Annotated in this window: 25 protein-coding genes, 1 riboswitch and 1 other annotated feature; of the genes, 3 read left to right on the forward strand and 22 right to left on the reverse strand. The window is 41.3% G+C overall.

From position 1 onward, the window contains the following. Positions 1-228 precede the first annotated feature (228 nt). Positions 229-2,430: an LTA synthase family protein gene (locus tag D8797_RS03440; protein WP_125379277.1), complete on the forward strand. Its 2,202-nt coding sequence runs from the start codon at positions 229-231 to the stop codon at positions 2,428-2,430. A gap of 132 nt (positions 2,431-2,562) precedes the next feature. Here D8797_RS03440 and pulA read toward each other — a convergent pair whose 3' ends face one another. From pulA to D8797_RS03465, 5 genes are all read right to left on the reverse strand, one after another. Continuing rightward, the gene (gene pulA, locus D8797_RS03445) at positions 2,563-4,860 is read right to left on the reverse strand and encodes a type I pullulanase (RefSeq protein ID WP_125379412.1); all 2,298 of its coding nucleotides are present in this window, start codon (positions 4,858-4,860) and stop codon (positions 2,563-2,565) included. Between the two features lie 14 nt (positions 4,861-4,874). Continuing rightward, on the reverse strand, positions 4,875-5,834 hold the full coding sequence (locus D8797_RS03450) for a diacylglycerol kinase family lipid kinase (protein ID WP_045499540.1): 960 nt from the start codon (positions 5,832-5,834) through the stop codon (positions 4,875-4,877). An 8-nt stretch (positions 5,835-5,842) separates the two neighbouring features. Further along, on the reverse strand, positions 5,843-7,801 hold the full coding sequence (ligA, locus tag D8797_RS03455) for an NAD-dependent DNA ligase LigA (protein WP_125379278.1): 1,959 nt from the start codon (positions 7,799-7,801) through the stop codon (positions 5,843-5,845). A gap of 290 nt (positions 7,802-8,091) precedes the next feature. Next, a complete protein-coding gene (locus D8797_RS03460) occupies positions 8,092-8,847 on the reverse strand; it encodes a hypothetical protein (protein ID WP_125379279.1) in 756 nt (251 codons plus the stop codon). A 609-nt stretch (positions 8,848-9,456) separates the two neighbouring features. Next, positions 9,457-9,972 carry a QueT transporter family protein gene (locus tag D8797_RS03465; RefSeq protein WP_125379280.1) on the reverse strand — a complete coding sequence of 172 codons (516 nt, stop codon included), beginning with the start codon at positions 9,970-9,972 and terminating at the stop codon, positions 9,457-9,459. After that, a riboswitch (PreQ1 riboswitch) is annotated at positions 9,970-10,092 on the reverse strand. (Overlaps the previous gene by 3 nt.) A gap of 28 nt (positions 10,093-10,120) precedes the next feature. On the opposite strand from D8797_RS03465, the gene D8797_RS03470 reads away from it, so the two are divergent. Beyond that, positions 10,121-10,561, forward strand: coding sequence for a GtrA family protein (locus D8797_RS03470; RefSeq protein WP_125379281.1), 441 nt, complete (start codon positions 10,121-10,123; stop codon positions 10,559-10,561). A gap of 70 nt (positions 10,562-10,631) precedes the next feature. Here D8797_RS03470 and D8797_RS03475 read toward each other — a convergent pair whose 3' ends face one another. From D8797_RS03475 to D8797_RS03550, 15 genes are all read right to left on the reverse strand, one after another. Beyond that, positions 10,632-11,339: a B3/B4 domain-containing protein gene (locus D8797_RS03475; protein ID WP_125379282.1), complete on the reverse strand. Its 708-nt coding sequence runs from the start codon at positions 11,337-11,339 to the stop codon at positions 10,632-10,634. 8 nt (positions 11,340-11,347) lie between these two features. Beyond that, positions 11,348-11,797 carry a MarR family winged helix-turn-helix transcriptional regulator gene (locus tag D8797_RS03480; RefSeq protein ID WP_125379283.1) on the reverse strand — a complete coding sequence of 150 codons (450 nt, stop codon included), beginning with the start codon at positions 11,795-11,797 and terminating at the stop codon, positions 11,348-11,350. 92 nt (positions 11,798-11,889) lie between these two features. Beyond that, entirely contained in the window at positions 11,890-12,738 is an 849-nt protein-coding gene (locus D8797_RS03485; protein WP_125379284.1) for a hypothetical protein, read from the reverse strand. A 10-nt stretch (positions 12,739-12,748) separates the two neighbouring features. After that, positions 12,749-13,669, reverse strand: coding sequence for a YihY/virulence factor BrkB family protein (locus tag D8797_RS03490; protein ID WP_125379285.1), 921 nt, complete (start codon positions 13,667-13,669; stop codon positions 12,749-12,751). A gap of 47 nt (positions 13,670-13,716) precedes the next feature. Beyond that, positions 13,717-14,574, reverse strand: a complete 858-nt coding sequence (locus D8797_RS03495) for a methionyl aminopeptidase (RefSeq protein ID WP_125379286.1) — start codon at positions 14,572-14,574, stop codon at positions 13,717-13,719. Positions 14,575-14,588: 14 nt separating this feature from the next. Beyond that, positions 14,589-15,866 carry a CBS-HotDog domain-containing transcription factor SpxR gene (spxR, locus tag D8797_RS03500; protein ID WP_125379287.1) on the reverse strand — a complete coding sequence of 426 codons (1,278 nt, stop codon included), beginning with the start codon at positions 15,864-15,866 and terminating at the stop codon, positions 14,589-14,591. Continuing rightward, on the reverse strand, positions 15,859-16,410 hold the full coding sequence (locus D8797_RS03505) for a GNAT family N-acetyltransferase (RefSeq protein WP_125379288.1): 552 nt from the start codon (positions 16,408-16,410) through the stop codon (positions 15,859-15,861). The genes spxR and D8797_RS03505 overlap by 8 nt, the downstream gene beginning before the upstream one ends. Positions 16,411-16,443: 33 nt before the next feature. Next, positions 16,444-17,703 (reverse strand): UDP-N-acetylglucosamine 1-carboxyvinyltransferase, encoded by a 1,260-nt coding sequence (gene murA, locus D8797_RS03510; protein WP_125379289.1) that lies wholly within the window; start codon positions 17,701-17,703, stop codon positions 16,444-16,446. Positions 17,704-17,805: 102 nt separating this feature from the next. After that, positions 17,806-18,996: a methionine adenosyltransferase gene (gene metK, locus D8797_RS03515; protein WP_125379290.1), complete on the reverse strand. Its 1,191-nt coding sequence runs from the start codon at positions 18,994-18,996 to the stop codon at positions 17,806-17,808. Positions 18,997-19,379: 383 nt separating this feature from the next. Next, complete coding sequence (locus tag D8797_RS03525) at positions 19,380-19,847, reverse strand: deoxycytidylate deaminase (RefSeq protein WP_125379413.1); 468 nt, start codon at positions 19,845-19,847, stop codon at positions 19,380-19,382. A gap of 102 nt (positions 19,848-19,949) precedes the next feature. Beyond that, positions 19,950-20,309, reverse strand: coding sequence for a 50S ribosomal protein L20 (gene rplT, locus D8797_RS03530; RefSeq protein ID WP_005590588.1), 360 nt, complete (start codon positions 20,307-20,309; stop codon positions 19,950-19,952). Positions 20,310-20,354: 45 nt separating this feature from the next. Then, positions 20,355-20,555, reverse strand: a complete 201-nt coding sequence (gene rpmI, locus D8797_RS03535) for a 50S ribosomal protein L35 (protein ID WP_005590589.1) — start codon at positions 20,553-20,555, stop codon at positions 20,355-20,357. 33 nt (positions 20,556-20,588) lie between these two features. After that, positions 20,589-21,119: a translation initiation factor IF-3 gene (infC, locus tag D8797_RS03540; protein ID WP_015604487.1), complete on the reverse strand. Its 531-nt coding sequence runs from the start codon at positions 21,117-21,119 to the stop codon at positions 20,589-20,591. A gap of 16 nt (positions 21,120-21,135) precedes the next feature. Then, positions 21,136-21,266, reverse strand: a sequence feature (ribosomal protein L20 leader region). A gap of 26 nt (positions 21,267-21,292) precedes the next feature. Beyond that, a complete protein-coding gene (gene cmk / locus D8797_RS03545) occupies positions 21,293-21,970 on the reverse strand; it encodes a (d)CMP kinase (RefSeq protein ID WP_125379291.1) in 678 nt (225 codons plus the stop codon). A gap of 9 nt (positions 21,971-21,979) precedes the next feature. Further along, entirely contained in the window at positions 21,980-22,438 is a 459-nt protein-coding gene (locus D8797_RS03550) for an SAG1386/EF1546 family surface-associated protein (protein WP_125379292.1), read from the reverse strand. A 45-nt stretch (positions 22,439-22,483) separates the two neighbouring features. Here D8797_RS03550 and D8797_RS03555 point away from each other — a divergent pair, with 45 nt between their 5' ends. Next, positions 22,484-22,681, forward strand: coding sequence for a ferredoxin (locus tag D8797_RS03555; RefSeq protein ID WP_306452468.1), 198 nt, complete (start codon positions 22,484-22,486; stop codon positions 22,679-22,681). Here D8797_RS03555 and D8797_RS03560 read toward each other — a convergent pair. Both D8797_RS03560 and D8797_RS03565 read right to left on the reverse strand, forming a co-directional pair. Next, on the reverse strand, positions 22,678-23,166 hold the full coding sequence (locus D8797_RS03560; protein WP_045499491.1) for an EbsA family protein: 489 nt from the start codon (positions 23,164-23,166) through the stop codon (positions 22,678-22,680). The genes D8797_RS03555 and D8797_RS03560 overlap by 4 nt on opposite strands. Positions 23,167-23,237: 71 nt before the next feature. Further along, complete coding sequence (locus D8797_RS03565; RefSeq protein WP_125379293.1) at positions 23,238-25,706, reverse strand: LTA synthase family protein; 2,469 nt, start codon at positions 25,704-25,706, stop codon at positions 23,238-23,240. Positions 25,707-25,727: the final 21 nt, after the last annotated feature.

The following is a 25,727-nucleotide window of genomic DNA, read 5'->3' on the forward strand; positions in this document are numbered from 1 at the left end:
AAGCTTCCCTATTCCCACTTTCCATCATTAATATTGAAACAAAGCCTGTTTAATTTTAGATATTTTTGCGAATAATCTTGAAGCTAGGAAATAATTGCCCTTATTAAATTACCTTACAAATAAAATAAACTAAACACTAAATCACCTCAATTTTTCCTCAACTTGAAAAATTGTGATATACTTAGAAGAAGAGAATTTTTAGGAAATAAGACAAGGAAGTATCTTTCTGTGAAAAAAATAACCAAGAATTTACTCAATTTTATGAGTACAAGGCTCGGTTTCGTCTTGAGCTTGCTCACGATTTATTGGTTAAAAACCATGTGGGCTTATACCGTTGATTTTAATTTAGATATTCAAGGAGCCTATCAAATTTTTCTGGCTCTGATTAACCCTTTCCCAATTGGACTTTTACTGATTGGACTCGCTCTTTATATCAAGCCGACTAAGCTTTTTTATTGTGTCAGCACAGCTATCTACATCATGCTCTTTGTCTGGTTGGTCTCAAACTCCATCTACTACCGTGAGTTTACCGACTTTGTGACAGTCAATACCATGTTGGCCTCTAGCAAGGTGTCTGCAGGTCTCGGGGCAGCAGCCATGGAGCTCTTCCGCCCTTGGGATGCTATCTATATCATTGATTTCCCGATTCTAGGCTGGCTTTTTTATAAAAAGTATATCCGCTTGGATCATCGTAGGTTTAATTTCCGCGCCAGTTTTGCCGTAACATCCCTATCAGCGATGCTCTTTTCGGCCAATCTTTTCCTGGCAGAAATTGATCGTCCTGAGCTCCTGACACGCGGATTTTCAAATTACTATGTCGTTCGCGCCCTTGGTCTTCCTGCCTTTCTCGGCTACAGTGCTAATCAAACCTATGCTGCTAATAAAGAGCGTTCCAAAGCCTCTGCCAAGGATCTAGAGCCCGTTCAACAATATATCCAATCCCACTATGCTGAGCCAAACTCTGAATACTATGGTATTGCCAAAGGCCGCAATGTTATCTATGTCCATCTAGAGAGTTTCCAGCAGTTTCTGATTGATTATAAACTGCAGATGGAGGGCAAGGAATATGAAGTTACGCCTTTCCTCAACTCCCTTTACCACTCCAACTCAACTTTAGCTTTTTCAAATATCTTTAATCAGGTTAAAGCTGGAAAGACTTCCGATGCGGAAACCATGATTGAAACAGGTCTCTTTGGTCTCAACCAAGGCTCCTTCATGGTAAACTACGGCGGTACCAATACCCAACAGGCAGCACCTTTTATCCTATCAAAAAACGGAGATTATACATCTGCTGTTTTCCATGGAAATACAGGTAGCTTCTGGAACCGTAACACTGCCTACAAGCAATGGGGCTATAATTATTTCTTCGATGCGTCTTACTTTACCAAGCAAGACGAGACCAACTCCTTCCAGTATGGCTTGAACGATAAGATTATGTTCAAAGATTCCATCAAATATCTGGAACATTTGCAACAGCCTTTCTATGCCAAATACATCACTGTCTCCAATCACTATCCTTATACGACCAGTCTGATTGGCGATGAGATTGGTTTCCCACTGGCAGATACCAAAGACGAAACCATCAATGGCTATTTTGCAACAGCAAACTACCTCGACTCCGCTGTCAAAGCTTTCTTTGACTACCTAAAAGAAGCTGGACTCTATGAAAATTCAATCATCGTCCTCTACGGAGACCACTATGGAATTTCTAATTCTCGTAATCCAGCTTTGGCACCTTTGATCAATAAAAATTCTGAGACTTGGTCTAGTTACGACAACGCCATGTTGCAGAGAGTACCATACATGGTCGTGATACCTGGAATGGAAAAGGGAAAAATTATCGATACCTTTGGCGGACAAATCGATATACTGCCAACCTTGGAGCATTTATTGGGGATTGACTCTAAAAATTACCTTCAAGTCGGGCAAGACCTCCTCTCACCTCAGCACCAGCAAATCGTGGCCTTCCGCTCAACCAATAACTTTGTAACACCAAAATACACAAGTTATAGTGGCCGCATTTACAACACACAAACTGGTGAGGAGATCACTCTGCCAGACGAGTCAACAACGGCTGAACTAGAAGCTATCCGAACAGCCGCAAATACACAGCTGAAAATGAGCGATGCTATTCAGACAGGGGACCTATTCCGCTTTTATACGGGCAATAACCTAGGAAAAGTCAATCCTGATGATTACAACTACATCAACTCTTTGAAAGCCCTCAAGTCTATTGAGAAAGAAAAAGGTGATCAATCGACTAGCCTTTATTCAAAACGTGGCGGTGTATCTTCTGTGGATCTCTTTAATTCACCAAGTTATCGAGTACTTCACCCAGAACAATTTCACTCTAGCACTAGCAGCGAAGAGGGAACTAGCGGAGAGTCCTCCAGTTCTTCTAGCTCCTCCAGTTCAAGTGCCAGTCCCTAATCTATGAGGCTACTCAACTCTTCCTAAAACATTGAAAATGTTTTGGGGAGAGTTTTTATTTTTGAAGCACAAAAAAGATTGAAAACGTGAGCCACAAAGCCTGTCTTCAATCTTTTCTTATTTTTATTCATACTATGCAATCACTTCAAAAACGGAAGCGGTCAGATTCTCCACATAGAAGGGTCTCTTATGACGACTATTTCCGACCAATAAACGTAGATGATCCGCATTCTCAAGATAATAGGGCAGGCCACTTGCATTAAAAATGATTTCATAATGTTTTTCATCTTTAATCTCAAAAATGACGATACCACTACCGGCAAAGGCTTCTCTTACAAAGACATGTTTGTAAATCTCTTCATAGGTTTGATAAGAAAATTCCTTCTGACTTGTCTTTAAGTGAATAATCTGCTTGATATAGTCAATACTCTCCTGATGTTGGCTGATCAATTCCCAATTCACTTGATTGACAGCATCGGGAGCATTGTAGCTATTCATTGCTCTGTCACGGTCGCTAGGCAGGACTTGGCCCTCTTCGCCTGTTCCTACTAATTTTGTGCGGGAAAATTCTTGGCCCAATTCCATAAATGCCATTCCCTGCATGAGCAAGTTCATAGCTGTTGCCAGCTCAATTCTTTTGGTCCGAGTGACCTCATCATCATCTGGGTGCAAGTCAACCAGCAAGTCATGCAGATTGAAATTATCATGCGCCTCCACATAATTAAGAACTTGGCTTGGTGTCAAATAGGAGCCTAACTCACTACTGCCCAAAATGGCTTTTGCTATAATATCCTCAGTCGCTTGTCCGCTCACATAACCAGCTTTCAGACCACCGTAGACTTCAGCCCCCTTTATCGCATCGCGCTGAGTATCATTGAAAAAGCCAATCCGTGGCAGTTGATAAGCATTGTCCTTCTTAGCCTTGTCCTCTGGCATCAGGCCTGTTCCCATGTCCCAACCTTCACCATAAAGCAAAATCCGTGGATCAATTTTATCCATTTCTTCTCGGATGATGTTCATGGTGGTGACATCATGGATTCCCATCAAATCAAAACGGAAGCCATCCACATTGAATTCTTCTACCCAGTAGCGAAGGGAATCAATCATGAATTTGCGGAACATTTCATGCTCACTGGCCGTCTCGCTGCCGACTCCGGTACCATTTTGGAAAGAACCGTTGGGATTCATCCGGTAGTAATAATCGGGAACTGTTGACTGAAAGGCTGAGTCAAAGGTCGAATAAATATGATTGTAAACCACATCCAAGGTCACAGAAATCCCTGCATCGTGGTAAGCCTGAATCATGGTTTTCAAATCTCGGATGGCCTGACCTGGATCATCCGGATTAGAAGAAAAACTGGTTTCTGGTGCATTGTAGTTCTGTGGATCATAGCCCCAGTTATAGGTAACTTGGCCATTTTCGTCATAGTCCTTGTGTCGATCAGAAACCGGCTGGAGCTGCACGACATTGATACCTAGATTGCGAATATAATCAAAAGTAGTCTGATCTCCCTGACTATTTCTAGTGCCACGTTGACAAGCACCTAAAAAAGTCCCTCGCAAATGCTCTGCGACACCGGAACTAGGCGATTTGCTAATATCTCGGATATGCATCTCATAGATGACCTCTTGATTTGGGTTATCTAAACGCCAAGTTGCCTCCTTGCCTTGACATACCTTAAAACCAGCAACAGTCTTGTCCTGTTCAGTAACAACAGCTGAGCGCTTGCCATCAGGACTGGTAGCGATTGTATAAGGATCGCGCGTCAAAAAATGCTGGTTCTCAAAATGAACATGATACTGGTAGGCCTTGCCAGCTAAATCTTCTGGCACTTCTACTGACCAAACTCCGATTGTATTTTTTTCATGATCGTGCGAATAAATTTCGCCCTTTTCCATAGGGAATTCTTTATAAACGGCTGCTTGATTATCGGAAGTTTTATAAACTACCAATTCAACCTTTTTGGCTGTCGGAGCCCAAACTTTAAACTCATTTACTTGCCCCTGCAGACGATGCCCAAGCCAACCTTGGTAGCCCCAGCATTCGTCAAAATAATCCGACCGAATAGCCACATCGAAATTATGAGGACGTCGCCGCGAATATTGGTGGCTCGTCGTCGCCGCTTGCAAGGAATAGTAGACCTGATGATCTCCTTCAATCAACCAAACCTCTGTGGGCAAATGTACTGGCAATAAATCAATGTGGTAGTCGCAAGATTGGCTGGACCAGTCTGAACGCTTGACAATCACATGAGTCTGACTAAGAGGCTCCCAACTTTCAAAAGATAGTTCTCCCTGAATACCAAAATAATCTAGTTTAGAAAAAGGTGCTTCTTTTCCCCACTGATCCGTCTGCCACTGCCACAAATCATAAGAAAAGTAATCTCCCTTAGGATTATGGTAATGGACAATGACTTTATAGTCTAGCATTTTCATTTATCTCTTCATTCTAATTTTTCTAAGGAAAGAGCGCTCTCATCGATTTCATCTATATTGGCGAAAAACTCCAGATGATTGTGCAAAACTTCCAATTCTACTGGTGTATCTCCTCCGTACTCACCGTCCAGATTCAACATAAAGGGTGCTTTTTTATCCAATACTTCTAGCTTCAATTTGCTGGTTTTCAGATATTCAACATTGGCATCCGTCACGTGTTGGCCACCATTAATTGCCTGTATGATGAGACTAAGCATATCAAACAACTTGGCCGTTTTTACAAGAATCAAGGTGAAATTTCCATCGTCCAGTTTGGTATCTGGCGCTAGTTTTTCAAAGCCTCCGATAGAATTAGTCAAGGCTGCAAAGACAAGCGAAATCTTGCCCTCAAAAACACCATGGTCATGCTCAATCCGTACCTTACGGGATTTGGAACGTGGCAGCATTTTGGCTCCTTCGGCTACATAAGCCAGATAGCCTAGACGGGTCTTGACTTCACTAGGGACACTGTAAGTCAGCTCTGTCAGCGTACCTGCCGCCGCAATGTTGATAAAGTATTTGCTGCCATAAGCCCGGCCGATATCCATCTGAATCGTCTGATTTTTCTCGATAATCCGAGCTGCAGCTACTGGATCTCCCATCGGAATTTTCAAGGCACGCGCATAATCATTGGTTGTACCGGTTGGGATGAAAGCCAGCTTGGGGCGCACATCTAAGCCCGCAACCCCATTCACTACTTCATTGATAGTACCGTCTCCACCGGCTGCTATGACCAAATCAAAACCTGCTCTTGCTGCTCTTTCAGCTTCTCGCTGAGCAGAGAAAGGCTCTGGAGTCGTCTGGTAGGCACTGGTCTCATAGCCAACATCTTCCAAGACATCCAAGACTTCGGCAATGTTTTTTTTGATAATTTCCTGCCCAGAAGTTGGGTTATAAATCAATCTTGCTTTTTTTATTTTATTTTCCATACTCAGCCTCACAAGCTATCTAGCCAGTCCTCGTCTCGAATCTCGATTCCAAGTTCTTGAGCTTTGGTCAATTTGCTGCCGGCATCGCTACCTGCCACCACCAAATCTGTCTTTTTAGACACACTTCCAGCGACATTTGCACCCAAGCTCAGCAATTTTTCTTTAGCTTGATTCCGTGTTAATTTTTGTAATTTTCCGGTCAATACGACTGTTTTGCCAGCGAGAGCGGCATCAGCTGCCACTTTCTCCCCTAGATAGTCTAGGTTAACGCCAGCTTCTTGTAATTCTTGCAGCAGAAGCTGACTGCCTTCCTGCTCAAAGTAAGAATGCAGACTCTGAGCGATAACTGTCCCCAAGCTGTCAATAGAAGCAATTTCCTCTTGACTGGCCTGTGACAACTTGATCATATCGTGGAATTTCTCCATCAAAATCCGACTAGCCTTGCTTCCCACGTGACGGATTCCCAGACCAAAGAGCAATTTCTCTGCTGAGTTTTCCTTAGAAGCTTGAATGGCATTATACAATTTATTCGCTGATTTTTCCTTAAAGCCGTCCAAGGTCAGCAAATCTTCTACAGAAAGTCGATAAATTCCAGCCACATCCTTGACCAAGGCCTTATCAAAGACCTTTTCGACTACTGCTGGACCAAGACCCGTGATGTTCATGGCATCCCGGCTGGCAAAGTGGATCAAGCCCTCCTTGATCTGAGCTGGACAGAGCGGGTTGATACAGCGCAGAGCTACTTCATCTTCAAAGTGCACCAGCTCACTCTCACAGCTCGGACAGTGACTTGGTATTTCCAAAGCCTCTTCTGAGACCCGCTTAGACTCCACCACGCGCAAAACAGCAGGAATAATATCCCCCGCTTTATAGACGATAACGGTGTCTTTCTGACGAATATCCTTCTCTGCAATATAGTCCACATTGTGCAAGGTTGCTCGGCTAACAGTCGTCCCCGATAGCTGAACTGGCGTCAAGTTCGCCGTTGGAGTCACAACTCCCGTCCGGCCGACTGTCCAGTCAACAGACAGAAGCTGGGCTTCCTTTTCCTCAGCAGGAAACTTATAGGCGATGGCCCACTTGGGTGCCTTGACAGTAAAGCCAAGTTCTTCTTGCACCGCCAAGTCATTGACCTTGATGACAATACCGTCAATCTCATAAGGCAGACTGTCCCGCTCCTGAGCGATCTTTTCAATAAACTCCCAAACGGCATCAATCGAAGCTGCTAGAAAATGAATCGGATTGACTGAGAAATCCAAAGACGCTAGCTTGTTTAAGACTTCTTTCTGGCTGCCAGCCTGAGTCGGACTGGCTTCTTGGTAGAGGAAGGTTGCTAGATTGCGCTTGGCCACAACTGCTGTATCCAACTGGCGCAAGGTTCCTGCTGCCGCATTGCGGGGATTGGCAAACTCAGGCTCACCGTTCTCCTGCCGCAGCTGATTGACCGCATCAAAGGAAGCCTTGGGCATGTAGCACTCTCCGCGAACCGTAATGTCCAGCGGCTCTTTCAAAGTCAGCGGAATATCCTTGACCCGCTTGAGATTTTCAGTGATGTTTTCTCCAACAGAGCCATCCCCCCGAGTCGCCCCTGCTACCAAGATTCCCTTTTCATAGGTTAGGGAAATAGAAAGTCCATCAATCTTGAGCTCACAAATATAGGAAACCTGAGGAAATTCCTTGCGAATCCGCTGGTCAAAGGCTAGTAATTCTTCACGTGAAAAAGCATCCTGCAAACTAAAGAGAGGATACTGGTGTGGATATTTTTCAAATCCTTCTAAAATCTTCCCACCCACCCGATGCGTCGGGCTATCAGGTAGGATATCAGTTGGGTACTTTTCTTCTAACTCCACTAACTCACGATAGAGTCTGTCATACTCGCTGTCTGATACACTTGGCCTATCTGCCGTATAATACTCATGAGCGTATCGGTTAAGCAATTTGACTAATTCTGACATTCTTTCTTTCATACTTCTATTATAACACACCTCACCCAGCAGTCCAATAGCTAAAGTAAACGCTAAGCTCAACTAAAAAAGTAACCTCAAAGGTACTTTTTAGTCTCTGATTAAACCAATCAAATACTAACCTTTGGATCTTTTAACTTTGGCAACTTTAAGAAATGAATCTTTCTCACTCTGAACATAAAAAAGTAGAGGACATCAATTATCCTCTACAGATTTTAAAATTTCATTAATCCACTACAGTTGACAAAGATAACTAACTTTTGGAATTTAGGTCATTTTTTGGAAAGTCTCTATTATAATAAATTGCGAATTTTTTCTTTTATAAATGCGTTAAGAGGATAGTGTTTATCAAGATATTCTAGGAGTGCCTGAGCAGATTCAGAGATTCGTTCGTAACCTTGCAAAAAGTAGGGTAATTGTTTGGCCTCATTTGGATAACCTTTTTCAAATCGCCTGTTGCTGTTAAAAATATCTATAAAATTAGATTTAGAAGTTTTTTCCAAATTGATTAGTTCGGTCCAAAGCTTGACGGATCTGTTTTGGATGAAATCATAAGCAGCCAATTTTTCGCCTCTCTGATAGCGACCTAGTCCTATATAGAGATGGCATAAAATTTCTCCCAACAGCCATTCACGGTCTCTATTTTCTTTTGATGGCAATCTTTGTGGTTGGCAGATTGTTCCATCAAAACCGACCTCCTTCCAGATAATCTTGCCTTCAGCGAAGGGAATGTTTACTAGTTCATGAGCTTCAAAGACAGCAAATTCACAAAAAACATCATCTTCAAATAGAACTTTATGTCCATCCACTGTATTTTGGTAGTGAAATGCAATTGGTTCTAGCTTACTTAACCAGGTTAGGTCCTGGATATAGGCATGCTTGTAGCCATCTTTTACAATAACAAAGAAGTCCAAATCTGAGTACTGATCCAATCGTTCTCTTTCTGCTCCGCAAGAACCAAGTGCCAGCAAAGCTAGTGCTTGTCTAGAATCTTTTAGAGACTGACCAATATCATCTAGTCTTTGTAACAGTAATTCTGTTTTATTCATATCGTTACCTCATTATTTCTTGTTTACAGACATTATATAGTTAATGTTTTCGAAAGTCAATTTCATCCAACACCAGACGCATACCAATATAATATGGTGTTTTTCGGTATTTTTTTGTTATGATAAATTGAATCATTTTACGGAGGTTTTCTCATGTTATCAAGAGTTGAAAAATTTGAAGTAGTCTTTGATTAATTAGAAAGTGGTTCTTATCTTTAAAAAGTTTAAATGATTTGGAAAATACTTGAGAAGGAAAAATATATCGACTTAACCATCAATTTGCAAACGGTAAGATCTTCCCTCAAACAATGAAAATATAAATACGACCGCTCGAAGAATGGCTAATTTACCTAATTAGGCATGAAACAATCATTGCAAAATATATTTTTTAAATTACCCATAAAATGATGAGTTGAAGCGAGTTATTCAAAGTCATATGTATTTCTGATATTTAAAAAAGCGATCTGAGACTCAATCTATATATAAAATTAGGACTGCTAAGTAAAGTGTGGACATTATACCACAATGCACAAAATCTTCCTCTATTTGTTCCGAATTCTCACTAAAAAAGAAGACAGAAAAAGAGCGGAAATTCCGCTCTCTGCTGCCTTATTTCGTCAAATCAATCCTTTTCGCAATCTGGTTAATAATGATAGCTCCAACAATCAAGGAAGCAAATTCTCCAATAGCCGTTGTGAACCAAGTCAGGAAGAATGGCAAGCCCTGTAAGAAATACAACTCTGCTGCAATCGTCACCATCGAAATTGAGAAGAAAATAGCAAAATAGAAATGATCCAAACGAAGCAAATCTTTGATCAGGTATTGATTCTTATAGCGACTAAAGAGGTAGACACCTAATGATAGGAAGACTAAAGTTGACCAGCCGCCGACAAAGACGTCAATAATTCCAAAGCTATAGAGATTGGCAATCATACAGCCGATGGTCACTCCCATGATGTATTTCCGATTATAAAAGACCATAAAGTTCATCATTTCAGAAATTCTGAACTGGTAAGCACCATAGCTGATAGCATTTAAAGGGGGCGTAATCGTAAGGGCTACATAAATAGCAGCAACAATGGCAATCTGAACCAAATCACGGACTGATAAGTTTTCTTGTTTCATGTTTTCTCCTTTAGCGCATGAGCGCGTGTAATATGCTTGGCGAAAGAAGTTAAGCGCCAAGGGTTGCGTCAGACGGGAAAATTATCTCCCAAAAATCGACAACTTCACTAGTATAGCATAAATCCTAGAAATGTGATAGACTATCTTTATGAAAACTTTAATCAAAAAATTCTTTGACAATGAGGTTCTGTCCTATCTTTTCTTTGGTGTGGCAACAACTGTCGTATCCGTTGTCAGTCGGATGCTCTGCTATGAACTGACAGGAAACGAACTACTAGCTACGATAATCGGTGATATTCTAGGGATTCTCTTTGCCTTTGTGACCAACGATACCATCGTTTTCAAGCAAAAAAGACAAGGCTGGCCAGTGCGATTGGTCAAATTTTTCACAGCCCGACTGGCAACTATGGCCTTGAACTTGCTGCTAACCTTTATCTTTGTCACTAGCTTCCCGCAGATTATTGGTCAATTCGTCCACAACGATATTAAGATGGTCAACACCATTGAAACCTTGATAGCTCAAGTGCTGATTATCGTTCTCAACTACGTCTTCAGCAAGATTTTTGTCTTTAAAAATAAGGCAGAATAAGAGTAGAGCAGCTATTTCACCTATAGAAACAAAACTGGACCAGATATTTCTGATCCAGATGTTTTTATTTTTAGACTTCCAAGCTTGGATTATCAAGAGTCAGATGGGTGATTTCACCCTTAACACCAAAATAATCCTCAATCAGAGTCTGGAGTTCAGTCATAGCTGCTTGAGCACGCGCCGCCTGCTCTCCATTGATGGCTTCGATAACCAAGATAGCATCCTTGGTCTCTTCTGTCAACATAGTCCGCTGCGCTTCTCGCCAGTTAAGGCAACGGCAGACCGCTCCCTCATCATCATAGTAGATGATTTCTTCCGGTAAAGCTGGTGCATCAGTCTCAGCTCCTAATGGAAAGAACGCTTCACCACCCTTGGCCTTTCCCAGATAAAGGTCGCCGACAATCTTGTCCAAATCCTCACCGCCACAAGGAACAGCATAAGAGAGGGAAACGCTATTATAAATATCTACTAAGGGATTGATTGGGTTGAATTCCCGTCCCTGACTGACCCGCTTGAGCAGGGCTTCGATAGAGGAACGCGCTCCTTTTTTGGTCTTGAATTGGCTGAAAGCCTGCCGCCACTCCTGAATAACATCATTCTGAGTGAAATTCTCATCTGGAATAAAGTCTGCTGCTCGCTTTGCGCCCTTATCTAACAGGGATTTGAAATAAGGATCCTTACTTTCATCAACTTTATTATCTAGTCCCTTGACCACTAAGACACTAATCTGCGCTTCTGGAAACAAAGCCCAAAATTCATTTTCAACTGCAATTTTCATGTTCTACCTCAATAATTTCTTTTCTGTCCTTTTTTGACCAGCTCCCAATCCTTGGTAATATTCTCTCGGACGCGAACCAGCAACTTTTCTAACTCTTTTCGCTCAGTTTCTGAAAATTTTTCCAACGCCACCTGCTCCGAATATTCGTTTTCCGCTAAGATAAGAGGATAGAGGGCCACCCCCTTTTCGGTAACAAACCATTCCTTGTTCTTGCGGTTATTGGTAGCTGGCCGCTGTTCCAGTAAACCCTTGCTTTCTAGCTTTTTGACTGAACGAGCCACCGTCGAGCGATCTACCTTGAGCAAATCCGACAGCTCCTCCTGAATGATTCCAGGATTCTCCGCAATCCGCACCAGATAGAGATACTGCCCCCGCGCCAAATCTATGTCACGAAACTCAATATTAGCGATGGAATCCAAAGCCCGAGCAATAATTCCAATCTCACGTAAAATCGACATACCTCCTCCTTCTGAAGATAGTATAGCAGATTTTTATTGCAAATGCAATAAAATATTTAAAAATACTTATCTTTGAAAATTTCCATGAAGAACTAAACCTCCTGATCCAACGACTCTTTGTATCTTTTCGATTCTTTCCCATACCAGTCTTCTATGGAGTAGTCAGATAACTGGCGGTAATCTTCCAAATATTTTTTGAGATAGTAGCCTTGAAAATTGTTCACACTTAAAGCATACAGAAAATAAAGGAAGGGGGCAAATAATATTGGATTAATGGCTATAAAAATTGAACGAAGGGTACCATTTTGCTGAATAAAATCCGAGTTTGGAAAAAAGATACGGAGAATAACTATTAGGAATAGGATAAGCCCTCCGTACCTTTTTGCAAATACAACAAAACGATCGAGAAAATCCGCTCCTCTATTTGAGTAAGTAGACTTTTGATACAAAATTTCGAACGTGTTCTTCTGAAAATTTTGAAATAGTCTAATAAAGTACAGAATAAAAGCAACCGTATATAATGTGCCAGATAAAATCTCTCCAATTATCGTTCCTGCTCCGGCTATACCTACTACTATACACTGCAAACAAAGAAGAAAGATCACAAAATGAATCCATTTTTTATAGTAATAGTAGGATAGTATTGACTGATTTTTTATTTTGGTTAGATCAATTAAATAGCCGACAAACCCTACAAATCCTAATCCAAATAAAGCACCATTTATGAGACTTACTTTCATAAAGAAAAACTGAAAATTTAGAGACTCAAGCCGAATACTTAAAAGGAAGATCAGAAATAGGATAAACTGCATTGTGATAAATCCTAAAAGCTTTCCCTCATAACCTTTTTCATTGAAATCCTCAAATGAAGTTGTGATATACTGATCCGTCACTAAGTTCATACTTCCCTCTAACGAGGCATTAAAAATTGTTTGTTTCATGTCTTACCTATTAGACATCTGCATCCTTATCCTTTGGTCCTTCGTCATCAAATCTCAGAATAAGCTCACCACTACGGCTTTCAAAGTGCGATACGAAACGACTTTGGATGCTTGCATTGAGAACGGCCCCGATGATCAGCACCTTGGCAATCAGGATAAACCAAAACATGATAATCACAACCACCACTGAGCCGACAAAACGCACATCTAAAAAGCGATCCAGGTAAGCTTCAATATAAACAGTAAAAAGGTTCATGAGACTATAAATGATAACAAGAACCAAGGTCGCACCCGGTAGCACATAGCGGATTTTAGGAATCTTCACATTGGGTAAAGAAAAATAAAGCAGAATCAGCGAAAGAAAGAGCATCAGATAAATCGTAGGCTCTGTCATGGTCAGCAACTGCTGGTAGAGGCCACGGTCAAACTGCCAGAAATTATAAAGAATCCCAACCAGCATTCGACCGAATATGGTCAAAACGAGCGACAAGCCTAATAGGACTTGCAAGCCTAGACTCATGATAAAAGCAAAGATGCGCTCCCAGATAAGCCCCCGCCCTTGCTTCGTACCATAGCATTTGTTAAAAGCCTTTTGCAGAAAAGTCATACTCTGGGAAAAAGTCCACAGGGCAGACAGGATAGAAATACTCAGCAAACCTGTCGATGGCTTGGTCAGCACATCGCGGACAACTTTGGCGATCGTCAGATACAATGACTCTGGCAGTAAGTCTTTTAGCGCAACCAAGAGTTCATCTGGCTGGATTTGAAAATAGGGCAGAATATTTGCCGCAATCAATAGCAAGGGAAAAATCGAAATCAGAAAATAGTAGGCCACAGCAATACTAGTAATATCTGCCTCCGACGCCTGATAAAAATGGAAAAAAGCTCTGAGAAATTCATTTTCTCTTATCTTTTTGATGAATCCTGTCACATCTCTCTCCTATTCAAAAAGACTGGGACAAGCCCAGCCCTCTATACTTAATAAGTTCCTTCTTCGCCCTGGCTGGTTAGAATCACAGGACCATCTTTTGTAATGACAAATTGGTGCTCATATTGGCAAGAAAGACCGCCATCTAGGGTTTTATGCGCCCAACCGGTCTCAAAGTCTGTGTCAATTTCCCAAGTACCTGTATTGATCATTGGCTCAACGGTCAGAACCATTCCCTCCCGCAAACGCAGGCCACGTCCCGCACGGCCATAATGCGGCACCATTGGCTCCTCATGCATGGTTGGACCAACACCGTGACCAACCAAATCACGAACTACTCCGTATCCATGACTTTCAGCGTATTCTTGAATGGCTGCACCAATATCTCCAATGCGATTGCCAACTTTTGCAGCTGCAATTCCTCGGTAGAGACATTCCTTGGTCACATCCATGAGTTGCTGCGCTTCTGGACTAATCTGACCCACTGCATAAGCCCAGCAAGAATCTGCGACACCGCCACGGAAGCTTTCTGTATATTGCTTCATCTGCTCTACGTTGTTAAAGTCCAGCTTAGATACATCCAATTCAGCCTTGTCGACCAAGCCAACAACCATGTCCACACAGATGATATCGCCTTCTACCAATTCTTGATGGCGAGGAAAGGCATGGGCCACCTCATCATTGAGAGAACAACAAGTCGCATAAGGATAATCCATGATGCTGCCCTCTACGCCAATCTGAAGGGGCAAGGCATTAGCTTCTTTACAGCGCTTGCGGACATATTCTTCGATGTCCCACATGTCAATACCTGGCTTGATCAAATCTCTCAAGCCGATATGAACAGAAGCTAAGAAATCTCCGCTCTTGTCCATTAAATCAATTTCACGTTGTGATTTTATAGTAATCATTATTAACCTCTTTACTAAGTAATTTTTACAGTAATCGTTGCTTTGGCAACGAATAGCGAATCTAAGTAGATATCATAGTCAATCACTGCTGTTCGTCGTGTTTGATGAATAATCCGTGGCCGAATCTGCAGGACATCATCAATCTGAACAGCCTGAAAGAAATGAATCATCATCTGATCAACGATTAAGCTCTGGCTATTCCTCGTCATCAACTGCTGCGTAATCCGAGTGATAATTTCCGTCAAGACGCCATTAGCCAAGACTCTATTTTGCTCCAGCATGAAAGGCTCGACAGTGAAAGAAAAAATATCCTCTTGGCGATGAAGCTTCTGGCCCACCTGCTCACTGAAAGTCGGTAGACTAGAAATCTGAGAACGGCTCATTTTTTCCATAATATCCCGACGTGTAATCACTCCAAGGAGAGTCTGATTACTACGTACCACCGGAATCATTTCAAAATCCTCTGCAATCATGCGCTGACTGATATTGGCAATATTCGCCGACAGTCCAGTCATGAAGATCTTGCGAGTCATAACCTTATCCAAGGTAGTCAAAGGAGACTTATCTCCCGCATCCCGCATCGTCACGACACCAACCAGCATTTGATGCTGATTGACGACTGGAAAACGACTGGTGCGATTACGACGAACCAAGTCCAGATAGTCACGAACTGTATCTGTATCATGCAAGAAACCATATTCGTGACTAGCCCTATAAACCTGTTCTACTGTCAAAATATCAGTTTTAATCTGGATATTGGACAGGGCGCGGTTAATCATGGTCGCCACGGTATAGGTATCGTGCTTGGTTCTTAGTACGGGAATTTCAATACGATTGGCCAATTTTAAAACCTCTGGGTCAACTTCAAATCCTCCCGTTACTAGCACAGCATTCTCATTCTCAAGAGCCAAGATCTGAATCTGCGTCCGATCCCCGACAATAAGTAGGCCGCCTTCGTTTAAGTAACGTAGGATATTTTGCTCGGTCATAGCTCCGATGGAGAACTTGTTAAATTCTTTTTCCAGTCCCTTTTCGCCGGCAAGCACCTCTGAACCAGTAATATCCGCAATTTCCTTGTAGGTCAGATGCTCTAAAACAACTTTTTTCGACTTCACGCGGACAGTCCCACTTCTGGGTCTGGTTTCGACAATTCCTCTATTTTCAGCTTCCTTTATCGCTCGGTAGGCTGTTCCGTCGCTGACACCCAAGTAATTTGAAATACTCCGAACGCTGACCCGCTTGCCAATTGGAAGATTTTCAAGATAAGCTAAAATTTCCTGGTGTTTACTCATTGAAATCTCCTTTTTCGTAGCGATATTCGGTGTAATCTCTCATCTTTCTCGTGTAGCGATCGCTCCCCTTAAACTGGCGGAAGAGCTTAAAACCAGCTTTCAGTGCAACTTTTTGACTGGCAATATTCTCTTCATGCGTGATGATTGTTAGACGCTTAAAGTCGAATTTCGTAAAGGAAAGAAAAATCAATTCGCGGACAACTTCGGTCATCAAGCCCTGTCCCCAGTAGTCTTTCCTCAAAAAATATCCTAGTTCAGCTTCTTTTTTTATTTCGTCCATTTTTTCAAATTTAATGGAACCAATCATTTCATTCGTTTCCTTATCACAAATTGCCCAGATTCCCAAGGGATTTTTCATAAAATAATTGGCGATGACATATTCACTTTCCTGCAAGCTACTTTCAGTCGGAAAGATAAATTCGGTATTATCCGGATTAGAAGCAATTTTATAAAGGGATTCTGCATCTCCAAAAAGAATCGGGCGTAAAAACGAATGCTCTGTTTCAATAAAAGAAAAAGCTGCTAACTGTGTCCACAAATTCATAGGCTTCCTCTATAAAAAATAAGCGATGAACGCTTATTCTTCGATGAGCTGGATGTCAGCACCCAGACTTCTTAATTTTTCAATAATATTGGAATAACCGCGTAAAATAAATTCAATATTGGTAATCTCTGTTCGGCCTTGTGCCATCAGACCAGCAATCACCAATGCTGCACCTGCACGCAAATCCGTTGCTTTCACAGAAGCACCTTGCAGCTGATTTGGTCCTTCATAGACGATTTGATTGCTAGCGGTTGAGATTTTACCAGTCATTTTTGCTAATTCAGCGACATGGTTAACCCGTTTCTCATAGATGGTATCAACGATTTTTCCATGGCCATGAGCTGTCAGCAAGAGCGGAGTGATCGGCTGCTGCAAATCCGTAGCAAAGCCAGGATAAGGCGAAGTCTTGATGTTAATAGCTTTTAAATCCTTCTGCCCTTCTACAAAGATGCTATCCTCTGAAATGGTCATGCGCACACCCATTTCCTCTAGCTTCGCAATGAAACTTTCCAAATGTTCATAAAGGACATTATTGATCTGGACACCTTGTCCAATTGCTGCCGCCAAAGAAATATAGGTCCCAGCCTCAATCCGATCTGGAATAACCTGATGGCGCGTTCCATGAAGGCTGTCTACACCTTCAATCGTGATAATATCAGTCCCAGCCCCACGAATATGAGCTCCCATATTGTTAAGTAGCGTAGCTACATCGATGATTTCTGGCTCACGCGCCGCATTTTCAATCACCGTACGCCCCTCAGCCTTGACTGCTGCCAACATCGTATTAATTGTGGCACCTACACTAACAGTATCCATGTAAATACTAGCTCCAGCCAAGCGTTTGCCACCCGTTGACAATTTCATATAATTGCCTTCCATGGTCATGTGAGCGCCCATCGCTTCAAAAGCCTTGAGATGGAGATCAATCGGACGAGGACCAAGGTCACAGCCTCCAGGAAGCCCAACTGTCGCTTCTCCAAAACGCCCTAGCAAACTTCCATAGAAATAGTAAGACGCTCGTAGACTATTGATTTTACCAGATGGCATCGGCATATTCTTGATATTTCTAGGATCAACCTCTAGGCAATCTCCAGACCGTTTGATAGTCGCTCCCATGATTTCCATGATTTCGATGAGGCTATCAACATCCGAAATCGCCGGCACACCATCTAAAGTAACAACATTATCAGCTAAAATAATAGCTGGGATAAGGGCCACAACACTATTTTTGGCACCATTAATAGTCACCTCTCCTTTTAAAGGGCGACCACCATTAATTACAATTTTTTTCATGTTTTAAAATTAGCTCTTTCACGGTATTACTCTTTATTATATCATAGTTTTATCCATTTTCCTAGACAAAAAAGCCCTCAGTTTAAACCGAGGGCTACTATTCTATTGCAAAGCCGCTTGGAGCGCAGCTACCTTGTCTGTGCGTTCCCAAGGAAGATCGATATCTGTTCGACCCATATGACCATAAGCAGCTGTTTGGCGATAGATTGGTCGTTTCAAATCCAACATTTGGATAATACCTGCTGGACGCAAATCAAAGAGTTGGCGGACAGCGTTCTGAAGTCTGCTTTCAGAAACTACGCCGGTTCCAAAAGTATCAATGCGGACTGAAACAGGCTGAGCTACCCCAATAGCATAGGCCAACTGCACTTCTACTTTCTTAGCCAAACCAGCAGCTACGATATTTTTAGCGATATAACGAGCCGCGTAAGATGCAGAGCGATCGACCTTGGTTGCATCCTTACCAGAGAAGGCACCACCGCCGTGGCGAGAATAGCCACCATAGGTATCCACAATAATCTTACGTCCTGTCAAGCCAGAGTCTCCTTGCGGGCCACCGATAACAAAGCGGCCAGTAGGATTGATAAAGACCTTGGTCTGACCATCCAAGTATCCACTTGGAATCACCTGAGCAATCACCTTTTGGATAACATCCTGATGAATCTGTTCATTGCTGACTTCAGGATCATGCTGAGTAGAAATAACTACCGTATCTACACGAATTGGGCGATCATTTTCATCGTATTCGACCGTAACCTGAGACTTGGCATCTGGTCGCAGATAAGACAATTCACCTGATTTGCGCAGTTCTGCCAAACGACGCACCAGTTTGTGACTGAGAGAAATAGGCAATGGCATGAGCTCTGGTGTTTCATCCACCGCAAAACCAAACATAAGGCCTTGGTCACCAGCCCCAATCAAATCCAACGGATCTTTTTGAGCATTTCCTCGAACCTCAAATGCTTCATTGACCCCTTGGGCAATATCTGGCGACTGCTCCACCAAAGATGGATGGACGCCTACTGTCTCTGCAGAAAAGCCATACTCTGTATTGGTGTAGCCAATCTCTGCGATGGTATCACGAACCACCCGATTGATATCTACATAGGCAGTAGTCGAAATTTCTCCAAAAACATGAACGGAGCCTGTATAAACAGCAGTTTCAGCTGCCACATGAGCCTCTGGATCCTGAGCTAAAATAGCATCCAAAATAGCATCGGAAATTTGGTCTGCAATCTTATCGGGATGTCCCTCCGATACAGATTCAGACGTGAAAAGTTTACGTTCTGACATAGAAATGTCCCCCCTTAAAAAATATTAAACAAGTAAACAAACTCCAAAATGATTGCAAATCATCTCGCACACGAGTTACGACGCGAAAGAAATAAAAACGATGCCTTTATTTCTGAAGCTAGTAAGGCGCATAGGGTGACCGCTGCATAGCTGCAACCGTTGAATGACGAGTAACTTTGGAGCCGTCATTGTTTGCGAGTTACAAAGTACTGATAGAAGTTTCCTACCATCTTATCGGGACTATATAACCTCTCCATTATATCATGATTTTTAGAATTATGCTGAATCATTTTCAAAAGAAAAGCTATAGTTCAAAACTATAACTTTATCATTTAGATTTGTTCTACTCAAGTGGATTATTAGTGCTAAACATTTCAAACAAACTATACCAATTCCGTCTGAGCAATGGCCTCTTTCACATCTTCTAGTGGCAGATGAACCAATTCCACCTCTTTCTCCTTGTAGAGATACTGAGCATAGTCATCAATTCGATATTGGTTGATGTAGACTACCCGCTTACAGCCGACCTGAAGAAGTTGCTTGGTACAGTTTAAACAGGGAAAATGAGTCACATAAGCCGTAAATCCCTTAGAAACGCCTCTCTCAGCTCCCTGCAAGATAGCATTGACCTCTGCATGCAAGGTTCGCACGCAATGACCGTCGATGACCAAACATTCATGATCAATACAGTGCTCTGTTCCTGAAACAGAGCCATTGTAGCCGGTCGATATGACCTTATTATCCTTGACTAAGACCACTCCGACCTTGGCGCGCTTACAGGTCGAACGGTTGGCAATCAAAAGTGCCTGTGCTGCAAAGTATTCATCCCAAGCTAGCCGATTTGACATCATCATTCAGTCCTCCATTCATTCTCACTATATTATACTAAAACACTTGGCGATTGTCATCCTGACAAGAAAAAAGTTGAAACGATGTTTCAACTTTTTGTATTCTTATTTAGCAAGTTTAGCCTTAGCTGCATCTGCAAGAGCTGTGAAAGCTGCTGCATCGTTAACAGCCAAGTCAGCAAGCATTTTACGGTTCACTTCGATCTCAGCCAATTTCAAACCATGCATCAATTGTGAGTATGAAAGTCCGTTCAAACGAGCTGCCGCATTGATACGAGTGATCCACAATTTACGGAAGTCACGTTTTTTCTGACGACGGTCACGGTATGCATAGTAGTAAGAGTTCATTACTTGCTCTTTTGCAGTACGGAACAAGATGTGTTTTGCTCCATAGTAACCTTTAGCTAATTTTAAAATACGTTTACGACGTTTGCGTGATACAACGCCACCTTTAACACGTGCCATGTTTTATTTCCTCCAATATTTCCTAGATAATTGTTACAAAATCTCTTATTTAAGACCTGTAAGCATTGCTTTGATACGTTTGAAATCTCCAGCATGCACCATAGATGCTTTACGAAGATGACGACGTTGTTTCTTAGTTTTTCCGTGGAAACGGTGAGAAGTGTAAGCACGGAAACGCTTCAAGCCACCAGAACCTGTACGTTTGAAACGTTTAGCTGATGCGCGGTGTGTTTTTTGTTTTGGCATGATAAAATCTCCTTTTTCTAACTTTTTGACAGTTTATTTTTTGTCACTAATCGGTGCCATTTGCATGAACATTTGACGCCCATCCATCTTAGGCTTTTGCTCAATGATTGCAACATCTTGAGTTGCTTCAGCAAAGTCTGCCAAGACCTTAGCCCCGATTTCTTTGTGGGTAATCATCCGGCCTTTAAAGCGAATGGATACCTTAACTTTATTTCCTTTTTCAAGGAACTTGCGTGCGTTACGAAGTTTTGTATCAAAATCCCCCTTATCAATGGTAGGACTGAGACGTACTTCTTTCACAGTAACAACGCTTTGTTTTTTACGTTGTTCTTTCTGCTTTTTCTGGTACTCAAACTTGAACTTACCATAGTCCATAATTTTCGCAACAGGTGGTTTAGCTTGTGGCTGAATCAGGACTAAATCGACATTTGCTTCATCCGCAAGAGATTGCGCTTCGCTAAGCGGTTTAATACCTAATTGTTCGCCGTCAAGACCGATCAACCGAACTTCACGCACACGAATTTCATCATTGATGAATAAGTCTTGTTTTGCTATGGTTTTCACCTCTTTTTTTATTTTTAGAGAAAAACAAGTGCGGACCTGCTAACGCAAACCCGCACTACATGATAGTATTTCATCACTGAAACTGAATCCTGTAGAGCCAGACAACGTTAGTCGCAAGGCGAGAAGTTCTCACTTCTGCTTTTCTCAACTCCACTATCATATCAAGTTTCTTTTTATTTGTCAATAATTTTTTTTGCTTTTTCTTCAATAAATTTGACAACTTCTGTGATTCCAATGCCTGTCGTATCAAAATGAATGGAGTCAGCCGCTGGTTTCAAAGGTGATACTTCACGATGACTGTCCTTGTAGTCCCGCTCCGCTATTTCTTTTTTAAGAGTTTCCAAATCAGCCGGAATCCCTTTTTCAAGATTTTCTTTGTAGCGGCGTTCTGCTCTTTCCTCAACTGAAGCAACTAGAAAAATCTTCAATTCTGCATCTGGCAAAACGACCGTTCCAATATCACGTCCATCCATGACGATACCACCTTGTGCAGCAATCAACTGCTGCAAATGAACCAATTTTTCACGCACTTCCGGGATAGCTGATACCCACGACGCATTATTGGTTACTTCATTTTCTCGAATCGGATGAGTGACATCAACATCTCCTACAAACACTAGCTGCTCACCATTTTCAGAACGACCAAAACTAATCGAATAAGTCTCGAGCAAAGCTACGATCTCATCTACATAATTTTCAGTCAAATGATTTTGTAAAGCTAGGTAAGTGGCTGCACGGTACATGGCACCCGTATCCAAATAGGTATAATTAAAATCTTTGGCAATAATCTTTGCAACAGTGGATTTCCCACTTGACGCAGGTCCATCAATCGCAATCTGAATCTGTTTCATAACCCGCTCCTACTGAATCTTAACAATATCACCTGGGTTGGCATACCAAGAACCAGTAGACATGTGCGACGGATTTAATTGCTCCAATTTTGCAATAGAGATACCTGCACGCGCTGCAATCGCAGCTTCTCCTTCACCAGGCTGAACAGTCAAGGTACCTTCTGAAGACTGAGTTGGCTTTTCTTCTGATTCACTTGGTTGTTCTGATGGAGCTGGTTGTTCCGCGCTGCTACTTGAAGATGCAGCTGCATTAGAAGTACCATAAAACCCATCCATAACGGTCTTTTTATCACTTCCACCAGTAGATAGATAGGCGAAAAAGAGTGCCATAGCAATGACCATCACTAGAAAAATAGCTGCTAATATGGTCAGCCAGCGATCAACTTTACTCGCCTGACTTTTCTTTCTGCGATTCAATTTCTCTGCTCCATTATCATATACATCTGCTTCCCATGGTTCTTTTTCCATGACTTCCTCCTTGAGTTTTTCTAAAAATCTTATTACAATATGAGTATGAAAGTTACACTCATTCCCGAACGTTGCATTGCTTGCGGACTCTGCCAGACCTACTCAGATCTTTTTGATTATCACGATAATGGCATTGTCAAATTTTATCAAGACGACCAGCTCTTAGAGAAAGAGGTTGAGAGTCAGCCTGAGATTCTCGAGGCTATTAAAAACTGTCCAACCCGAGCTCTGCTAAAAGACTAATTTTTCTTAGATTGGTCACCATAGTAGACCTCGAAATAGTCTAGAAGAGTCAGATTGTCTACTAATTCCACTTCGCCTTTAAAATGCTCATTTAAAGCTAGGGCATTGACAAAATATTTTTTTGGCCACTTCCGCATACAGAAGGTCCTGCTACGACTCTTCCCTGTAAAATGAAGGGTGATAGACGTCTTTGTTACCTCTAGCTTCTCAATAGTTGAAATATCAATCTTGATTGGCGTGAAAGGATTTGCCGTAATAATGCGCAAAATACCGTCATCATAAATCGTGAAATATCTATGCACACCGATAGCCAGTAAGACCATGAATAAAAAGAATGAAAAGAGGACAAGAGTCGGAACACTGGAGCTTTCGTACATCAAGGCCAGTCCTATAAAAATCGGAATGACAGACAAAGACCAATAAATCACCAACACCGACATTTCTGGTTGCCAATGATAGCGGACTTTCCCAAAAATCTTTATCATATCTTCACCCCCCTTACTACTAGTTTAGCATAAAATAATAAAAAATAGAATTGGTAAACCTATTCTATTTTTTATTTTGCTGGTACAGCAAAGAAATCCTTCGAAAGATATCCTTTTCCACCAACCATATCATACTCGATCAATTTCAAATCATCTGCAATTTCCTGAGCGGATGAATCCAGTGCTTTCTTGTCCACACTGGCTTTATGGAGAACCTCCGTCAATAAAGCGTAGTAAGGAGATACTTTCGAATTGGTCTGCTCAAGTAGCAAGGCTGAAAAATCACTAGAATTGACTAAAGGATAGTTCAACTTAGGTGTCTCATAATTGCTCCAGATAAAGTAATCTGTCAAATATTGATTTTCAGGATGATCCTTAAAAGCTGACTGAGGATACAGACCTGGCAAGTGATCTCCATAAAAGACTACTGTTATCTTTTTATCAATTTTAGAAAGCTTATCTAGAAACTCCTTGGTCGCATTGTCTGTGTGGTAGAGCATCCTTACATAGCTGGATAAGGATTTATTTCCTGCCTCCGTGAAACCTGAGTAACTAGCAGACATGTAAATCGGATTAACTTCCGTCCAAGGCATGTGATTTTGCATCGTCATAACTGAGAAAAATTGACTTTGGTCTGTTTTGAGACGGTCTAGAACTTGATTATAGGTCGTTCTATCACTATAGTTTCCACCAATATGATCTCCCTGTAATCCTTGAGTTCCATAATGAATAAAGGTATCATATCCCAGATCTTTGTATATGATATTTCTGGAATAATTACTTGGTGAAGCTAAATGAATCACTGTACGATTTTGAGAAGAATAGGAATCACTGATTGCCGGAAGCTTGTTCATCTTTGGTACAACTTCTGTATAAATGACAGAGACAGAGGGTGATAGGTTATAAAACGGTAAACCGGTCAGCGTTTGGAATTCCATATTCGCAGTTCCACCACCATAGCCATCTGATTGCATCAACCCACTGGTAGTCTTAGACATGATTTTCTGAATATTTGGAATCGGATTTTGCGACATAGATACACCAGAAATCCGTGCTGGATCAGAAAAGCTCTCACTAAGAACATAAATGACTGTCTGTTCTTCTATTTTCTGCTTACGTTCCTGATTGATAGAATCAGCTAGTGCCCCATATTTCTTTTCCAATTCTTGAATTCTTTCTTTAGAATATCCCGCCGGCTGAATCATAGGCTTATCAGATAATTGAGTAAACCAAACAAAAGAAACCGACTTCATTTGCGAATTAACTGTATTACCAAACCAAGTCAAATCATGATAATTATTCAAAATGGACACAACTGGAATATTATCGGCAACTTTGCCATTCTCTTTCGAAGAGAATATCTGTAAAACACCTAAGAAAAAAACAATAGGAATAACTAGTGAAATAAGTTGAATTTTTACCATGGCGATTATTTTTCCAGGTAAAATTTTCCTACGGAAAAACCAATAGAAAAGACCAATAGCTACCACACTAGCAATCGCATAGATTCCATAATTACCACCTAGAAAATCAAATAAGAGCTTCGGATCTTTTAGCCAACTAATATCACTTGGCAAAATTGGCTCTTGTCGATATTGAAATTTCAAGCTGCTGGCAATTGTTGAACTAACACCTATCGCCAATATGATAATTGTGGGTAGAAAAATTTGATTAAAAGCAAGATAGATAAAAATAAATAGTGCAAAAAAGACTGCTATCTGAAAGAGACTTGCCCCAGTAAATAAATGAAGTTCTAACACAGAAACATCCGCTCGAATACTATTTTGGATAGTGTAGTTAAAGATAATAGAAAAAGCTGCGCTACTTAAGACTGCGACTGAAAGGCTTCCTTTATTTCTCGAAATATCTATCAAACCCTTTACCGCTAAAAAGCTAGGAATCGAAAATAAGAAAAAGAGTAAAATAATAAAACCAATTAACTTAAAAATCGAATCCTGAGAAATTTTAAAGCCGCTATCTGAAAGATAATTCATCAACAAACTCTGTTGCTGAAAAATAGCGGTCATCTTACTATCTGTTAGCGATAAGAGAAGAAAAGATTGGGACAAGAAAAGTATCTCTAGAAAACCGATATTAAATTCATCAACAGTTAGAAAGCTTCGGGAATGATATTTTTGTAGAGAAGAAAAGCGGTTAATGAGATAAGCAAATAAAAATATTAGCAGCAAGTAAGGTAAACCGTTAACTTCTACAAAGTGATTACTGAAAACATTCTCTGCTTTAAAATCAAAATCATTCACATGCTGCGTCACCGTCAGCAAATAAGAAAACAGGGTGTAGATTCCATAAACGAGAAAAGACCAGACTAATAATTTTCGATTTAGCAGTTGGGCAATAATCTGACCTACACCAAATAAAACCGCTATTAAAACGAGAAAAACCAAACCGAGGCTGGCATAATTATCTAAACCCTTATTTACTTGAAATAAGAATAAAGTCGCAACAGCTATGGTATCCAAAACTAAAAAACTGATAAGCAAATAGGAAATCTGCTTATAATAATTGACTAAAAATTTCATTATTCTTTCTACAGAAACTAT

The organism is Streptococcus cristatus, assembly GCF_003944225.1.
In the GTDB taxonomy this organism is placed as follows: domain Bacteria; phylum Bacillota; class Bacilli; order Lactobacillales; family Streptococcaceae; genus Streptococcus; species Streptococcus cristatus_K.

Bases quoted from the DNA above. Each gene is read 5' to 3' on its own strand.
- ligA (WP_125379278.1), bottom strand. From the start codon at position 7,801: ATGAAAGAAAGAATGTCAGAATTAGTCAAATTGCTTAACCGATACGCT.
- spxR (WP_125379287.1), bottom strand. From the start codon at position 15,866: ATGAGTAAACACCAGGAAATTTTAGCTTATCTTGAAAATCTTCCAATT.
- D8797_RS03560 (WP_045499491.1), bottom strand. From the start codon at position 23,166: ATGATAAAGATTTTTGGGAAAGTCCGCTATCATTGGCAACCAGAAATG.
- D8797_RS03550 (WP_125379292.1), bottom strand. From the start codon at position 22,438: ATGGAAAAAGAACCATGGGAAGCAGATGTATATGATAATGGAGCAGAG.
- D8797_RS03465 (WP_125379280.1), bottom strand. From the start codon at position 9,972: ATGAAACAAGAAAACTTATCAGTCCGTGATTTGGTTCAGATTGCCATT.
- murA (WP_125379289.1), bottom strand. From the start codon at position 17,703: ATGAAAAAAATTGTAATTAATGGTGGTCGCCCTTTAAAAGGAGAGGTG.
- D8797_RS03485 (WP_125379284.1), bottom strand. From the start codon at position 12,738: ATGAAACAAACAATTTTTAATGCCTCGTTAGAGGGAAGTATGAACTTA.
- D8797_RS03480 (WP_125379283.1), bottom strand. From the start codon at position 11,797: ATGTCGATTTTACGTGAGATTGGAATTATTGCTCGGGCTTTGGATTCC.
- cmk (WP_125379291.1), bottom strand. From the start codon at position 21,970: ATGAAACAGATTCAGATTGCGATTGATGGACCTGCGTCAAGTGGGAAA.
- D8797_RS03475 (WP_125379282.1), bottom strand. From the start codon at position 11,339: ATGAAAATTGCAGTTGAAAATGAATTTTGGGCTTTGTTTCCAGAAGCG.
- D8797_RS03565 (WP_125379293.1), bottom strand. From the start codon at position 25,706: ATGAAATTTTTAGTCAATTATTATAAGCAGATTTCCTATTTGCTTATC.
- D8797_RS03505 (WP_125379288.1), bottom strand. From the start codon at position 16,410: ATGAATTTGTGGACACAGTTAGCAGCTTTTTCTTTTATTGAAACAGAG.
- D8797_RS03460 (WP_125379279.1), bottom strand. From the start codon at position 8,847: ATGAATAAAACAGAATTACTGTTACAAAGACTAGATGATATTGGTCAG.
- D8797_RS03525 (WP_125379413.1), bottom strand. From the start codon at position 19,847: ATGATGTCAAATCGGCTAGCTTGGGATGAATACTTTGCAGCACAGGCA.
- D8797_RS03495 (WP_125379286.1), bottom strand. From the start codon at position 14,574: ATGATTACTATAAAATCACAACGTGAAATTGATTTAATGGACAAGAGC.
- pulA (WP_125379412.1), bottom strand. From the start codon at position 4,860: ATGCTAGACTATAAAGTCATTGTCCATTACCATAATCCTAAGGGAGAT.
- rplT (WP_005590588.1), bottom strand. From the start codon at position 20,309: ATGGCACGTGTTAAAGGTGGCGTTGTATCACGCAAACGTCGTAAACGT.
- D8797_RS03470 (WP_125379281.1), top strand. From the start codon at position 10,121: ATGAAAACTTTAATCAAAAAATTCTTTGACAATGAGGTTCTGTCCTAT.
- metK (WP_125379290.1), bottom strand. From the start codon at position 18,996: ATGTCAGAACGTAAACTTTTCACGTCTGAATCTGTATCGGAGGGACAT.
- D8797_RS03450 (WP_045499540.1), bottom strand. From the start codon at position 5,834: ATGGAAAATAAAATAAAAAAAGCAAGATTGATTTATAACCCAACTTCT.
- rpmI (WP_005590589.1), bottom strand. From the start codon at position 20,555: ATGCCAAAACAAAAAACACACCGCGCATCAGCTAAACGTTTCAAACGT.
- D8797_RS03555 (WP_306452468.1), top strand. From the start codon at position 22,484: ATGAAAGTTACACTCATTCCCGAACGTTGCATTGCTTGCGGACTCTGC.